This window comes from Bacillus sp. JAS24-2, from assembly GCF_008274905.1.
GTDB lineage: Bacteria > Bacillota > Bacilli > Bacillales > Bacillaceae_G > Bacillus_A > Bacillus_A cereus.
This window is the reverse complement of record NZ_CP031068.1, coordinates 2,925,240-2,941,540: the sequence shown is the minus strand read 5'-3', so window position 1 is coordinate 2,941,540 and position 16,301 is coordinate 2,925,240. Positions and strand designations below refer to the sequence as shown.

The window sequence follows — 16,301 nt, the reverse complement described above, 5'->3', positions numbered from 1 at the left end:
AGTAAGTATTGTATTAATGCAAATAGGTTTGTATACTGACTGTTAGGCGAAAGTGAGAAGTGATTATTTTGAATCTTAGTAATTTAGTAAAAAAAGACATCTATATTCTCGTTTTAATGATACTTACAGTACCCTTAGTAGGTGAAATAAAGTCATTTCCTTTAAATGAAACATTTAGAATGAGCTTTGGCGCACCAACATTTTTCTTTTTTTTGTTATTGTTTCGACGAATTCCAGCATTTTTACCGGGTTTTTTAACAGCGATAGTCGTGGTAGTATTTCGTATCTCAATGGATGTCATTATAAAGGGAAATATGGATTGGCTAGCCGCTTTTCATACTCACTATCCTAGTTTTTTCTTTTATTTTACTTATTCGTATCTCTTTCATTTAGCAAAAATCAAACGTTTTTATCATCAACCACTAATGATTGGTTTTATTGGTTGCATGATTGAAATACTGTCAGACTGTGTGGAATTAATGATTCAATATTTCGTATTAAAAACATCGATCACATCCGAGGCAATAAATGAGATTATTGTTATCGCATGTTCCCATAGTTTTATAGTTCTAAGCTTTTTCAATATGATGAAATTGTATGAAGCGCAATCAAGGGAGAGACATATAAAGAAGCAAAATGAACACATGCTCATGCTTATCTCTAATTTATATGAAGATGCTGTTCATTTAAAAAAAACATTACAAGATGCTGAGAATATAACAAAAAAATCCTATGATTTATATAAAACCTTAGACTCTTTTGAGCACAAACAGATGGATTTTCAGCTTGGGGATTTAAGGCAACAGGCATTACAAATTGCTGGTGAGGTCCATGACGTTAAAAAGGATAACCAACGTATTTTTGCGGGGCTTTCAAAACTAATTTCTGATGAAAGTTTTACAGATTATATGTCTGTACATGAACTAGTAAATATCATTATACGGGCAAATACGAAATATGCACGCTTGCTAGAGAAAGATATCCAATTTGTGTATAAAATTGATGGTGTGCATCCTCATTATCATATTTACACAATCTTATCTATTATAAATAATATCGTTACAAACGCTGTAGAAGCTATCCAAGGTATGGGAACCATCACAATTGACATTAATAAAGACCACCATTTTGTTGAATTTCAAATAGGCGATAATGGTCCTGGTATTTCTTCAAAATATAAAGATTCAATTTTTGAGCCTGGGTTTACTTCTAAATATGATGATTTAGGCAACCCATCGACAGGTATCGGATTATCGTATGTTAAAGAAATGGTCGAACAACTTGAAGGTGATGTTACGCTTGAGGACAGAACCGAAGGAAAAGGATCAATTTTTATAATTAGATTAGGGATTGATCATATAATTTCGAAAGGGTGATTCTATGTATTTTTATATAGTAGATGATGAAAAAGCGGTTCGCTCAATGTTGGCTCAAATTATCGAGGATGAAGATCTTGGGGAGGTTATAGGAGAAGCTGAGGATGGTTTATCTTTAGAGCAACAAATGCTAATCCTTAAAAATATAGACATTTTATTTATCGATTTGTTAATGCCGATTCAAGATGGAATAAAAACAATCCGTCAAATAAAACCTTCGTTTAAAGGGAAAATCATCATGGTCTCTCAAGTAGAATCAAAAGAATTAATTGCTGAAGCTTATTCTCTTGGTGTTGAATACTATATTATTAAGCCAATTAACCGGATTGAAGTATTAACAGTTGTTCGGAAAGTCATTGAACGAATTCGTTTGGAAAAATCGATAAAAAACATTCAAGAATCGCTTAATATGGTACTAAAATTAGATAGTAATTCAAGTGCGCAAGAAAAATACCGTAATGAAAAACATTTAAATACTTTTAATCATTTTCAAAATTCCATTCATTTTCTTTTGTCTGAATTAGGAATAGCCAGTGAAAGTGGAAGTAAAGATTTAATGGATATGCTAGATTATTTATATAAATATGAACAAGATAACACGTTGGAACAAGGCTTTCCCTCACTAAAAGAGATTTTTATGAATTTGGCTCAAAAAAAACTTGGGGATTCAGCTGAAGATGCCGAATTAAAAAGGTTCATAGAAGCTTCCAAACAACGGATTCGGAGAGCAATTTATCAATCATTAAACCATTTAGCATCCCTTGGACTTACTGATTTTTTAAACCCGAAGTTCGAAAATTATGCTTCTAGATTTTTTGATTTTACTACCGTAAGGAGAAAGATGACAGAATTGAATAATGAACCAACATTACCTGCTCGTATTGATACGAAAAAATTTATTCAAGTTCTTTATTTTGAAGCAAAACGAATACACTTGGAGTTAAGATGATAAACTCTTGCTAAGTATTATTTTCAATTGATAGATTGATAATAGTTTTTCTTTTTATTCTCCTTTATTTCATATTAGTTTTAAAATCAGAAAATTCCGTATCGATTTGGTAGAAGTGTATGAACTTAGAACAAAAGAATATGTATTTTTTATTTTTTTAAACATTAATATTCATTAAAAAAAACGAGTATTTTCACAATAAAATATAAATACATAGTAAGTTGAATTTAAAAAAAGATGCTATCTTCTAGCATCTTTTTTTCTTTAAGAGGAAATATCATTGATCCTTATATTATTTGAAATTCAAATGCGGGCATATAAATAAGGGAAAAGGAGATAATATTTAACAAATTATAATTGGAAATGGTATTTTAGGTCAGAAATGTTTTTATACCAATTAGGTTATTTGTACTAAATAAGCATAATGTCTCGCTTTTCTGCTCTTTAATCTTATAGTTATTTTTTATTAAGTACATATCGTTTTTTAGAAATCTCAATCCTAGCAGAGTATATAAATTGGGTGATAAAAATGTGGAACATAATTACTTCTTATCTTCCAGATTGGAAAGTCTTTGTACAAGCTTTTATCTTGTTTTTAATTCCGTATACTATCTCAAGATTTTTTCATTGGGTTCGTATGTCAGAGAAAGAGTGGGAAGAATGAGTTGGTGGAAGTCAAGAGACAAACAAGTGAAAAAAAATAATATTCAAAGTAAAACGAAACAAGAGCATAAACTATCTCAAAATGCAAACGTTCATTTCACAAATGATTTTGCCTCTAACTTAGAACTTATAAAGCAACAAATCGGACATAATTCTGATGTTCGCTTTCGAAAGTTTAATATTGGACGCACAGATATTCAAGCTGGGATCGTTTTTGTTGATGGTCTATCAGATAAAGAGATAATTGACAAACATATTATGAAATTACTAATGGATGATTTTTCTGATGAATATAAAAATGAATCTTCTTATGTGGAGGGGACTGTTTCAAAAGAATATATTAAAAATAAAGTTCTTACAATTAGTGAAGTAGCAGAAGTCCATTACATAAAAGATTTAATACCCAAAGTATTGATAGGTTCAACAGCTCTTTTAATTGATGGTTTAGCAGATGTGTTTATTCTTGGTACAACAAAAGCAAATAAACGAAATATTGAAGAACCAGTATCGGAGGCATTAGTCAGAGGGCCACGGGTCGGTTTTACTGAAGTATTAAGTGATAATACCTCACTTTTGCGACGACACTGTGCGGATGAGAACTTATCATTAGTAAAGCTACCAGTAGGAGAACGTGCAAAGAAAGAGTTAGTTGTCGCATTTATTAAAGATCTTGCTAGTACAGAATTGGTGGATGAAATAAAAAACAGAATTCAGAAAATTGACATAGACAGTGTACTCGAATCTGGTTATATAGAGCAACTTATTGAAGATAATTATCTCAGTCCTTTTCCGCAGATTCAAAATACAGAACGACCTGATCGTGTTATTAGTGCTTTAATGGAAGGTCGAGTAGCTATTTTGTTAGATGGAACACCATTTGTTTTAATTGCTCCAGTTACATTTAGTATGCTGCTGCAATCACCAGAAGATTATTATGAAAGGTGGCTTCCTGGTACGCTTCTCCGCTTATTACGCTTCATGACAGCTTTTGTTTCATTATTTGCTCCAGCACTATATATTTCTTTTATTTCATTTCATCCAGGATTAATTCCCACTAAGCTCGCTATTTCTATTATCGGATCGCGAGAAGGAGTTCCTTTTCCCGCTTTAATAGAAGCGTTAATTATGGAAGTAGCTATCGAAGTTTTGCGAGAAGCAGGTTTACGTCTGCCTAAACCGATTGGGCCTGCAATGGGAATTGTGGGTGGTTTAATAATTGGTCAGGCTGCCGTAGAAGCAGGAATTGTTAGTCCAATAATGGTTATCGTTGTTGCGGTAACAGCTATTTCTTCTTTTACTATTCCGCAATATAGTGTGGGAATTACGTTACGCATTCTTCGTTTTATAGCTATGTTTTGTGCTGCGATATTTGGCTTGTATGGAGTTATTCTCTTCTTTCTTTTACTTTGCAGTCATTTAGTGAAACTGAAAAGTTTTGGCGTTCCTTATACCAGCCCTGCTGTTCCATATCGATTTAGTGACTGGAAAGATTTTATGGTTCGCATGCCATTAAAAATAATGAGACGTCGACCGAAAATAATGCATACCAAAAAAAATATCCGCAAAAGGTAGCTGATGACGAAAGGAAGTGGCCTTCAGTGATTACTAAACTTAAAGACCGAATAACAACTTCGCAAGCAGTTGTTATTATTGTAAATTACATACTTGGGACAGGAATCCTCACTTTGCCCAGAGCATCTGTGGAAAAAGTGAAAACACCAGATGTATGGCTAAGTGTGATATTAGGTGGAATACTGGCAATGGTTTCAGGAGTAATTATGGTCAAATTAAGTCAGCAGTTTCCAGAAAAAACATTTTACCAATACAGTCAAGATATTGTAGGGAAATGGATAGGCAGATTACTTAGTTTTCTTATTATAGGGTATTTTCTTACAACTTCAGCATTTCAAATTCGTTCAATGGCAGAAGTAATAAGCTTTTTTTTGCTCGAAGGAACCCCCACATGGGCTATTGTTATGCCTTTTATGTGGATAGGTCTCTATTTGATTATGAGTGGTATTAATTCAATTGCACGGATGTTTGAAATAATATTTCCTATTACTGTTTTTATTTTTTTAATCATTTCCTTTATGAGCATCGGAATATTCGAGATAGATAATCTCCGTCCCGTATTAGGTTTGGGAATTAAACCAGTATTAGATGGGATAAAAACAACGTCTCTCGCATATACAGGTCCTGAAATTATGTTAATTCTTTTGGTATTTATGGAACAACGAAATAAAGCAGTAAAAGCTATTTTAGTTGGAATTTCTATTCCGTTAATCTTTTATGTAATAACTGTTGTAATGGTCATTGGTGCATTATCAATTGATGGGGTTGTAACAAGAACATGGCCGACAATTGACCTTATGCGCAGTTTTGAAATTTCTGGGTTAATATTTGAACGTTTTGAATCTTTACTGCTTGTAATATGGATTATGCAAATATTTGCTACCTATACGATTAGTTATTATGCAGCTGCATTAGGATTAGCACAACTCTTTAAAAAGAGAATTCATCCGTTTATTTTTGCTTTGATTCCAATCATTTATATCATTGCTATGACTTCGAAAAATATAAATGACTTGCTTAAATTGGGGGATATGCTCGGTAATGCTGCTTTATTTTTATTTGGTTTACTGCCACTGCTTCTTCTTATTATTACGCGATTAAAAGGAGGAGTAGTGTGAAAAATAAATTTAATTATATGCGGTTCTATTTGGCTTTGTTATGGACGCTTTTGCTTCTATTTTTAACAGGATGTTGGAGCAGTAAAGAAGTAGAAGAGTTGAGTTTAACTGCAGGTATAGCACTAGATAAAGGGAAGGATTCAACAATTGAGAAAGAGGATGAGGAAGGAGGTTATCCTAAAAGAAATCTTATAACAGCTACTTATCAAATTGTTAGTTCGCAAGCACAAAGTAAAGGAAATGGACAACAAAAACGTTATATAAATGTTTCTGAGACCGGTGATTCCATTCATCAAATTGTTCGTGAGTTTTCATTGAAAAGAGAGAGCACAATGTTCAGCCCACATTTAAAAAACATTGTTATTAGTGATAGTCTTGTACGTACATTCAGTTTAGAACAATTACTTGAACAGTATCTCCGTGACAATGAAGTTCGGCTTAGCTGTATGCTCTTAATTAGCAAGGGTCTAGCGAAGGAGGTACTGGAATCAAACAAAAAAGGAGAAATCCCAGCATTTCGTTTGTCTGGAATTGCAGATAATAGAAATAGAACAACAAGGATTTTACCTCCTGTATCGCTCGCTAAATTGGAAGGAAAGATGCGGTCAGGGTCCAGTTTTCTTTTGCAAAATGTAATCTCGATAAAAGGAGAAACAAAATTTGCAGGAGCTGCTGTAATTAAAGGGAAGACAAAAAAGTTGATGGGCTTTTTAAATGAACAGGAATTGGAAGGAGTAGTATGGATAAATGGAAAAAGGAATGGTGGTGTGGTAAAAACTTTTGATAAAGAATCAAAGAAACTTATTATATACGAGATAAAGTCAATAAAAAGCAAAATCATACCACATGTTAACGGAAATAATATTTCCTTTGATGTAAACATTGAATCAGAAGGGCGTTTGTCTGAAAATTGGATGCAATCAGGAAAAGATTTTGAAAATGAATTTTTAAAAAGGGAAGAAAAAGCTATTGAAAAAGAAGTAAAGCACTTAGTACATCATGTTACAAAAAAAATACAAAAAGAATACCAAGTCGATATTGCGGGTTTTGGCAACCAATTAAGAATTAAACACCCGAGAACATGGGAGAAAGTCAAAAAAGATTGGGATCAAACATTTAGTAAAGTACCGATTAAATATCATATAAATGTAACTATACAAGATTATGGAGCGTCAAGTTTAAAACGGTGAGATACATTAATTGAAATTATATTTACATCAAAACAAAAAGTTATAAAAGTTTTAATTTGAAAATTTTTGTAACTTTTTGTTTTTTTATGTCCTTCTTATTATAGATTAAAGAAATGATTTTATCCCGCTATTTGCCGGGCAGTAAGACCCACACCTCAAAATTCAGCGAAAGCAAAGAAGTTATTAGAGGTATATGTAAGCTCTATATAGGAAGGAGAATTTTGAAATTCTATTGATAAACCAAGTAATTGTAATAGCCCTTATTTAGAATAATAATTTCAAAATCAATAAAATTTAGAGTAGAAGGAGTAAGAGCAAATTATTATGAATAAACAAATAGGATTCATCGGATGTGGAAACATGGGTATTGCTATGATAGGTGGGATGATTAAAAAAAATATAGTTTCTCCAGATCAAATAATTTGTTCAGATTTAAATGTCATTAATTTAAAAAATGCTAGTAATGAATATGGCATAACTATAACTATTAACAACAATGAAGTCGCTAACAGCGCTGACATTTTAATTTTATCAATCAAACCAGATTTATACTCATCGGTAATTAACCAAATAAAAGATCAAATAAAAAATGATGTAATCGTTGTAACTATTGCTGCAGGGAAAAGTATTAAGAGCACTGAGAATGAATTTGGTAGAAAGTTAAAAGTTGTTAGAGTAATGCCTAATACACCGGCACTTGTTGGAGAAGGAATGTCTGCGTTATGTTTTAATGAAATGGTTACAGAAAAAGATATAAAAGAGGTACTGAACATATTTAATATTTTCGGCCAGACGGAGGTCATAAATGAAAAACTAATGGATGTTGTTACATCTATTAGTGGTTCTTCTCCAGCATATGTGTATATGTTTATAGAAGCCATGGCAGATGCTGCTGTACTTGGCGGTATGCCGAGAAAACAAGCTTATAAATTTGCGGCTCAGGCTGTATTAGGTTCTGCAAAAATGGTATTGGAAACAGGAATACATCCAGGTGAATTGAAGGATATGGTTTGTTCTCCAGGTGGAACGACGATAGAGGCTGTAGTAACGCTAGAAGAAAAAGGTTTAAGAACAGCTATCATTTCAGCTATGAAACGTTGTACGCAAAAATCTATGGAAATGTCTAGTTTAACTAGTAAGTGAGAAGCGAATTTATATAATATTTTAAATCTATTTAATGTAAAAGAAATATTATGAGGCTAGTTAATAACTAAGTAAATTTATATACAACACTAACGAGAAGAATAAACCTTATTTTAAAGGGGATACAGAAAATATGAGTAATTTACTAAAAAAGAAATCCGTTACACAATTGTTAGAGCATAATCAAAGCAAGACTTTAACGAAAACATTAGGAGCATTTGATTTAATTATGTTAGGGGTAGGCTCGATAGTTGGAACGGGTGTTCTTGTGTTAACTGGATTAGTAGCAGCAAGAAATGCTGGCCCAGCAGTTGTTTTTTCATTTATACTTGCAGCAATTATATGTGGATTTATAGCATTATGTTACGCGGAAATTGCTTCTACACTCCCGGCGTCTGGTAGTGTATATACATACTCATATGCAACAATTGGTGAGTTTGTTGCTCATCTAGTAGGTTGGTCATTGCTATTAATATATATCGTGGCAACAGCGGCTGTCGCTGCTGGATGGACAGGCTATTTCCACAATTTAATAAAGGGATTTGGATTAGAGATACCTAAAGCTCTAGTAACGATTCCTTCGCATGGTGGTATTGTGAATCTACCAGCAGTAATCATTACATTGATATTAGCATGGATGTTATCCCGTGGTACGAGGGAAAGTAAACGAATCAATAATACAATGGTATTGATTAAAATTGGAATGATTTTGTTGTTTATTACGGTTGGTATATTCTATGTAAAACCAATGAACTGGATACCAATTGCACCATACGGTTTAAGTGGAGTTTTTACGGGTGGAGCAGCTATTTTATTCGCTTTTACGGGTTTTGATATATTAGCAACTTCAGCAGAAGAAGTAAAAGATCCGAAACGTAATCTTCCGATCGGTATTATTGCATCATTAATCATATGTACAATTATTTATGTTATGGTATGCCTTGTTATGACAGGAATGGTTTCCTATAAAGAATTAAATGTTCCTGAGGCGATGGCTTATGTAATGGAAGTTGTAGGACAAGGAAAAGTCGCTGGTGCAATTGCTGCAGGTGCTGTAATTGGCCTTATGGCTGTTATTTTTTCCAATATGTATGCGGCAACACGAGTATTCTTTGCAATGAGTCGTGATGGATTGTTACCGAAATCATTTGCGAAAGTTAATAAGAAAACTGGAGCACCCACTTTTATAACTGGATTGGCAGGAATAGGGAGCTCTATAATAGCTGGGTTTATTGATTTGAAAGAATTAGTTAATTTAGTTAATATCGGTAGTTTGGTGACGTTTGCGTTAGTTTGTCTATCAGTTATTATTCTACGTAAATCACACCCAAATTTAAAACGTGGATTTATGGTACCTTTTGTACCTGTATTACCATGCGTTGCAATTGTATGCTGTTTGTTTTTAATGCTAAATTTACCGTTAAGGACATGGGTGTACTTTAGTATTTGGATTACTATTGGGGTAGTAATATATTTCCTTTATTCGATAAAACACAGTAATTTAAATGAGGAAACGATCTCGAAATTACATGATAAAATTGCGAGATAATAACGATAGAAAATTTTATTAATAATCATATTGATAGTTGAGGAACATAGAAACAGTTTTTTGACATTTAGCAAGAGATAAAATCAGAGATGCTAGGGCAGCTAAGTACTTTTTTAGAAACCTTGCTTGTTTTTTACGATTTAAAACTGCTAAGGAGAGAGAAGTATGAGTGAATTGCATTTTATGAGTATAGAAGAATTAGATAATAAATTGAAAAAATCTGACAGTGGTATTTATTTCATTAAAGATTATAATGACAATATTATTTATGTAGGCAAGGCTTTTAGTATAAAAAGTAGAGTATTAGCTCATTTTAATAGTTATTCCAATATTGAGGAATATGTCCATTTATTTAATAAAGTAGCGTATCTCATTGAAGATAGTTTGTTAAAACGCTCATTGTTACAAGTTACTTATATGATTAAATATAAACCAGTATTAAACAAAGAAGTACAAAAAGAATTCCCAGAGTTGTATACTCAATACATTAAGCAGACAAATAAAAAATCTATGTTGTTAGAAATTGATGAAGCTAAAGAAAAAGGGGATGAGTTAAAGAATAAATTAGTAAAATTAGTGGGTGGAAAAACTATGTTTTATGACATAATTTCTCTGTTAAACAATGGATATAACTATCATGTCCTCGCAAAAGTATTGAACATAGAACTTCAAACTTTAATTATAATAAAAGAACACCGAAATAAATTCCCGATACCACATAATTATAAGAGGACAATAAAACATCAAGATATAATGTATGCTTTATCTGGAAAAAAGAATTTAAGTACTTCAAGGTTAAACACTTAACTTTAAAATAGTAAATTCGTTGCTTTTGTAGCTTTTATTGTTATATTGAAATGCAATGTACATTTGTGTTTCAAATTTAATTGGTGGAATAAGGGGAGGGAAAGGGTTCCTATAAAAATACTGGAATAAATTAGGTTGCTCATGCATAAATAGCATAATTAGGTACATGTTATTTATAAATATTCAAAGATGCGAAAGTAATACAAATGAAATTCTTATTTCTGCTACTACAAGTACTATTGAGCAAATGAAGTATGAAATTGCTTTTGAACTAGGAGTCACACTGGGACCTGATACATCACATCATCTGCAAATGGTTCGGATCGGTGGAGAGATTACAAAACGCTTAGTTCGAATGGCTGAAAAACAGTTAACAGGTCAATACAGAGTACACTAAGAAAATAATCCGTATATATATATGGATTATTTTTCCCTTAATTTACAAAAAAATAAATTTCGAAATTGAAAAAACCTCTCAGATTCCTTTGCAATAAACTTTTTTAGTTGTATTAATGACATAGGTATCAAAAGATAATCAACCCGATATGAACGATGTATGAGCCCTTAAAAGAGTTTTGGTGTTATTTGTAATTTTAATTTCATAATACTTAAGCCGATATAATAAAATGTTTTATGTCTAAATTGATATAAAGTAATAATTATTAAGTGATATTTCTTTTTTATAGAATAAGTAAAAACTGATATTGTAGTAATTACTGTTTTGAGGTCAATTTACTGTGCACCTTAATTATTGAAGTTTTTTTGTTGATTAACAACTATTGTATTTGGAAATTAATAATAAGTTTATCCCGCTATTTGCCGGGCAGTAAGACCTCCACCTCAAAATTCAGCGGAAGCAAAGAAGTTAGGTGGGGGGCGGGCTGCCCGTAAAAGCCCGATTGGTGAGAGCTAATAATCAGTGGGGGATGAACAAAACCCCCACTGATTAAAGTTTCACTTTATGTGATGCGGTAATAAAACTATCTAGTTTGCTATTCTTAGTATTTGTAAAGTCTATATATTTTTCCTCTTTTGTGGAAAGTAAAACTATTGTTACGACCAGTAATATAGTGTCATGTTTTTGAATATTCCATTCGTTTTTTATTTTTAGTTGATGAAAAGACCTTTCTCTCAATTAAATATTTAATTGAGTACTTGAATTTCCTCCACCTTGTACTTTTCAAAGCATAGTGCTTCAAAAATAGCCGTATCGCTTTCATCTGTTTCCAATTTCACAACTTCTTTATTATCTTTTTCTAAAATTTGGAGCAAAATAGTTTTTCAGTTTCACATTTAAATTAGCAGTATTTATTTTTTGAATTCAATTTGTATAAATGATTGAATTGGAACTTTGACTGTTGTTTCTTGCGGTGGTACAGTATCTCCTGTTACTTTCGCTTTATTTTAAATCTTTTTCCAGCTTGGTCCTCGCATTGACTACCACTGTATTTTGAAGTAATTCACTGTTTTCTCAAGTTCAATAATTATATTTTGTAGAATTAAGAAAAGAACTTAGTGTATTTCCTTTACTTATCTACTCTGATATTTAGATGCTAACTACAATTAAATAATATATGATTTTTATAAAAAAGATATAGTAATATTTTGTTGTGAATTGTACTAATTTGATATTTTATAGTATTATTTGTCGTGAATTATATATAACAAAATATATTTTATGGATCTATAAAGGAGAATGTAATGAATACTTCTATCGATATACAACACTTGTGTGATCTTACACATAAAGCATTTAATGCCCCTGTACATATTTTATCTGCAGACAGAAAAATTTTATATCATTCTACATCTGATAATGTTTATAGTCCTTTTTATTCTTCAAAAGAAGAACATCTTAGTGATATTTATCAAGAAAACGATCCCTGTAACTTGCCACTTTTTCGAAGCAACAACTATCTTGAAAATTTTGTTCTAATTCATATAGAAAATCATGATGATATTAAAGGGACTATTATAATCGGTCCTACTATACATTCAAAAGATTCAGATGATATGATCATAAAATTTCAGAAAGAATTTAAATCAAATGATAACATTCAAGAAAGACTTGCCTATTATCAGTGTTTATCTGAGATTAAAAAAACTACATTAATTGATATGGGAATTTTATTACATTACATGATTTTCAATGAAAAGTTAGATGTAGATATTGTCTTGGAAAAAAATAAAGTACTAGAGGAAACTCCTAATAAAAATGTGAAACCTGATTTATATATTTTAAAACGTCGACAAAACAAACCTAAAACGCACAATATGGCATTAGTAAATGATTTCTTTTCGACTATCAAAGAAGGAAATAAAAAAAAGTTAATACAGTATATGTATGCGGTTTCGCAAGAAGATGTTGAACTTATGCTAGTAGAGGATCCGCTCAGGAATCAAAAAAACCTTGGAATTATTGCGATTACCTTAGCCACTCGATATGCAATAGAAGGAAATCTGCCACCAGATATTGCTTTTGCCCATAGTATTTTATATATACAAACCCTAGAACAATTAGATAATGTAGAATCTGTAAAGCGATTATCAGGGGACGCTTTACGTACCTTTGCAGATCGTGTGAAAGAATACAATGCAAAAAAGTATTCTTACGCGGTTACTACATGTATAAAACATATTAATAAAAATGTTTACGATGGAATATCTCTGAATGAGCTTGCTAATCATTTAGAAATTACGCCTACTTATCTGTCTAAACTATTTAAAAAAGAAATGGGAATTACTTTAAGTGAATATATTCAAAGGGAACGAGTGGAAGAAGCAAAGAAATTATTAACCCTCACTACTTATTCGTTATCAGATATCTGTGCTTGGCTTAACTTTAATGACCAAAGTTATTTTATAAGAGTTTTCAAAAAAATCACTAGCATGACTCCTAGGCAGTACCGTGAAAAATATACAATAATATAAGCTTGTTATTTGCTGTCTCCAATGTAAAGACTTAAACATGGGTGTAAGTATCCCAAAAGATGAAAATACTGGACTTATTACTCTAGAAAGAGTTTGTGATTTGTCTAGAAAAAGAACTTGTATTCAAATAGACGTATGAGATTAACCAGATATTATCTTGTTAGCGGAACAGTTTCAATTTTTAGGAGTTAGAAAAATAATGGAGAAACAAAGTATATCTATTTTTTTAATAACAATCATGTGCTGAATTTATCCCGCTATTTGCCGGGCAGTAAGACCTCCATCTAAAAATTCAGCGAAAGCAAAGAAGTTAGGTGGGGGGGCGGGCTGCCCGTAAAAGCCCGATTGGTGTGGGCTAATAATCAGTGGGGATGAACAAAACCCCCACTGATTAAAGTTGCACTTTATCGGTATAGTTCTGAATCAGATAAACTAGTCTGATGTCAGCTCAAACAAATAGCTCTTGAAGACTTTATAAACACATATGTGAGCAAAAGCTCAATGGAAATCTTTGTACCATATTGTTAATTTGAAAAAATACACTAACCGTTATTTTGCTAAAGGAAATAAAAAGACAGAAGGCTGCAAAGTGTTCCAAGGAAGCTTTGCAGCTTTTTTGTAATTTAAAACCTATGTTTATAACGAAGATAAGTTTATAGACTAATATCTTCATACTGGATATTTATTAATAATGATATTAGGATTTTTTGTGAAAAATCAATAATATAACATATATTACTAAATATATCTACATTTTATGCAATTATACATAACTAAATAAAGGTAAAAAAGTATAAAAAGACCTATTATATTATTCTATAAGTATTTTTTCTAAAATAAAATTTCTTGGTTGAGCTAAAATAGTTATTTTTAACCGTATACACATTAATTTGTAATCATTCCAATTACAGAAATGAAATTTACGAATAACTATATTTATATAATTTTTTCCGGGACATATTTTTATTTAACAGTGAATTATCGAGCTTAATCGACAAAATCTTTCTATTTACGCATTAAAAATTTAATGTTTTAATGAACAACATAACTGGTATGACCAGACAGAAAGGAGAAGGTTACGCTAATAGGAATTATAGTGAAGTTGTAAGTAACATTATGTCTTTAATAATTTTCTAAATAGTCAATTTATTCACAAGAGGTCAAGAATCAAATTGGTAATAAACGTGTTCTAAGTTTCTGCATAACAAAAGTGAAGTTATTCCGCAATAAAAGTATAAGCAATGTACAGTATAATTTCATCTTTTGTTGTCTAGTAAGGAGTTTGCTGACAAAACTAAGAGGGATATTATCAAATTGAAATTAAACAATGTTATGACAAGATTAACTGTAAGCATTGGTTTATTGATCCTCACGATTCTGTAAGTTAAACCGCAACTTTAGGAAAGAATTAATAATTTACTACTCATAAGGTGCCTGATTCAAATATAGTTAATAAATTTTTGTTATTTATATTTTAAAAAATAGAGTATCGAAATGAGAGATAAATAAAATCCTTATATCCTATTAGAAGTAAAAAACAACGATATTAACGTATCTGAAAGATTTCTCCTTCTTATCCAGTTTACAAAGAGAGCGGTCGTACAAGTTATATGAATTAAGTTATAAAAACAATGGTAAAGGAGTGTACGGAATGAAAACTAAAATAATGACAGGATTTTTAATAACATCCATTGTAACTGGAGCAACTATTCCTATCAATACTCTCGCAACACCAATCGTTCAAGCAGAAACTCAACAAGAAAACATGGATATTTCTTCATCATTACGAAAATTAGGTGCGCATTCTAAATTAGTCCAAACGTATATTGATCAATCTTTAATGAGTCCTAATGTACAGCTAGAGGAAGTCCCAGCTTTAAATACCAATCAATTCCTAATCAAACAAGATATGAAGGAATGGTCATCGGAACTCTATCCACAGTTAATTCTATTAAATTCAAAAAGTAAAGGATTTGTAACAAAATTTAATAGTTATTACCCGACATTAAAATCGTTTGTAGACAATAAAGAAGATAGAGAAGGGTTTTCGGATAGACTTGAAGTACTTCAAGAAATGGCTATGACGAATCAAGAAAATGCGCAACGACAAATCAATGAATTAACAGATCTTAAATTACAGCTTGATAAAAAATTAAAAGATTTTGATACTAATGTGGCAACTGCGCAAGGCATACTAAGTACAGATGGAACAGGAAAAATAGATCAGTTAAAAAATGAAATATTAAATACCAAAAAAGCAATTCAAAATGATTTACAGCAAATTGCATTAATACCAGGGGCTTTAAATGAACAGGGATTTGCTATATTCAAAGAAGTTTATAGTCTTTCAAAAGAAATTATTGAACCGGCTGCTCAAGCAGGGGTGGCAGCGTATAACAAAGGAAAAGAAATTAACAACTCTATTTTAGAAGCGGAGAAAAAAGCGGCGCAAGAAGCGACAGAACAAGGTAAAACTGCTCTAGAGATTGAAGCAGCAAAAAAAGCAGCTCGTGAAGCAATTGAGAAAAGCAAACAAGGTGAAATAGCAGCCGCAGCCGCAGCAAAAACACAAGAGTATGACCTGATGAAGGTCATTGATACCGAAAAGATTAAGAAAACATTTGGCGTTTTTGCTGAAGTAAATAAATTAACAGCAGAACAGCGAGCATATTTAGATGATTTAGAGAAACAAAATCAAAAAATATATGATTTAACAACGAAATTATCAATAGCTGATTTACAAAAATCAATGCTTCTTCTTACACAAAATGATTTGCATACGTTTGCAAATCAAGTAGATGTAGAACTGGATCTACTAAAGCGCTATAAAGAAGATTTAAATCTAATAAAAAATAGCATTACAAAATTATCCACTAATGTTGATACAACTAACGAGCAGTCTCAAAAAGATACATTAAGACAATTAAAAAATGTAATAAGTTACCTTGAAGAACAAGTATACAAATTTTAATATTGCGTTTTTTGGAAATTCATAAAGATTAT

The 16,301-nt window shown here is 31.4% G+C and carries 12 protein-coding genes; 11 read left to right on the top strand and 1 reads right to left on the bottom strand.

Going from position 1 to position 16,301, the window contains the following annotated elements:
* The first annotated feature begins 59 nt into the window (after positions 1 to 59).
* From DN407_RS15280 to DN407_RS15240, 9 genes are all read left to right on the top strand, one after another.
* A complete protein-coding gene (locus DN407_RS15280; protein WP_098283831.1) occupies positions 60 to 1,376 on the top strand; it encodes a sensor histidine kinase in 1,317 nt (438 codons plus the stop codon).
* 4 nt (positions 1,377 to 1,380) lie between these two features.
* Positions 1,381 to 2,325 (top strand): response regulator, encoded by a 945-nt coding sequence (locus DN407_RS15275; protein WP_000274074.1) that lies wholly within the window; start codon positions 1,381 to 1,383, stop codon positions 2,323 to 2,325.
* Positions 2,326 to 2,985: 660 nt separating this feature from the next.
* A complete protein-coding gene (locus tag DN407_RS15270) occupies positions 2,986 to 4,560 on the top strand; it encodes a spore germination protein (protein WP_149216445.1) in 1,575 nt (524 codons plus the stop codon).
* Positions 4,561 to 4,586: 26 nt separating this feature from the next.
* Positions 4,587 to 5,678: a spore germination protein gene (locus DN407_RS15265; RefSeq protein ID WP_061655832.1), complete on the top strand. Its 1,092-nt coding sequence runs from the start codon at positions 4,587 to 4,589 to the stop codon at positions 5,676 to 5,678.
* Positions 5,675 to 6,868 (top strand): Ger(x)C family spore germination protein, encoded by a 1,194-nt coding sequence (locus DN407_RS15260; protein ID WP_000790799.1) that lies wholly within the window; start codon positions 5,675 to 5,677, stop codon positions 6,866 to 6,868. The genes DN407_RS15265 and DN407_RS15260 overlap by 4 nt, the downstream gene beginning before the upstream one ends.
* 324 nt (positions 6,869 to 7,192) lie before the next feature.
* Positions 7,193 to 8,011, top strand: coding sequence for a pyrroline-5-carboxylate reductase (proC, locus tag DN407_RS15255; RefSeq protein WP_061655831.1), 819 nt, complete (start codon positions 7,193 to 7,195; stop codon positions 8,009 to 8,011).
* Between the two features lie 133 nt (positions 8,012 to 8,144).
* Complete coding sequence (locus DN407_RS15250; RefSeq protein ID WP_000067454.1) at positions 8,145 to 9,560, top strand: amino acid permease; 1,416 nt, start codon at positions 8,145 to 8,147, stop codon at positions 9,558 to 9,560.
* Positions 9,561 to 9,725: 165 nt separating this feature from the next.
* Complete coding sequence (locus DN407_RS15245; protein WP_001292158.1) at positions 9,726 to 10,367, top strand: GIY-YIG nuclease family protein; 642 nt, start codon at positions 9,726 to 9,728, stop codon at positions 10,365 to 10,367.
* A 166-nt stretch (positions 10,368 to 10,533) separates the two neighbouring features.
* Positions 10,534 to 10,764, top strand: a complete 231-nt coding sequence (locus DN407_RS15240; RefSeq protein ID WP_000897397.1) for an alpha/beta-type small acid-soluble spore protein — start codon at positions 10,534 to 10,536, stop codon at positions 10,762 to 10,764.
* Between the two features lie 746 nt (positions 10,765 to 11,510).
* Here DN407_RS15240 and DN407_RS15235 read toward each other — a convergent pair.
* Positions 11,511 to 11,639 (bottom strand): hypothetical protein, encoded by a 129-nt coding sequence (locus DN407_RS15235; protein WP_000939299.1) that lies wholly within the window; start codon positions 11,637 to 11,639, stop codon positions 11,511 to 11,513.
* 429 nt (positions 11,640 to 12,068) lie between these two features.
* Here DN407_RS15235 and DN407_RS15225 point away from each other — a divergent pair, with 429 nt between their 5' ends.
* On the top strand, positions 12,069 to 13,298 hold the full coding sequence (locus DN407_RS15225; protein WP_149216444.1) for a helix-turn-helix domain-containing protein: 1,230 nt from the start codon (positions 12,069 to 12,071) through the stop codon (positions 13,296 to 13,298).
* 1,651 nt (positions 13,299 to 14,949) lie between these two features.
* Complete coding sequence (gene hblC, locus DN407_RS15220) at positions 14,950 to 16,269, top strand: hemolytic enterotoxin HBL lytic component L2 (protein WP_000850227.1); 1,320 nt, start codon at positions 14,950 to 14,952, stop codon at positions 16,267 to 16,269.
* Positions 16,270 to 16,301: the final 32 nt, after the last annotated feature.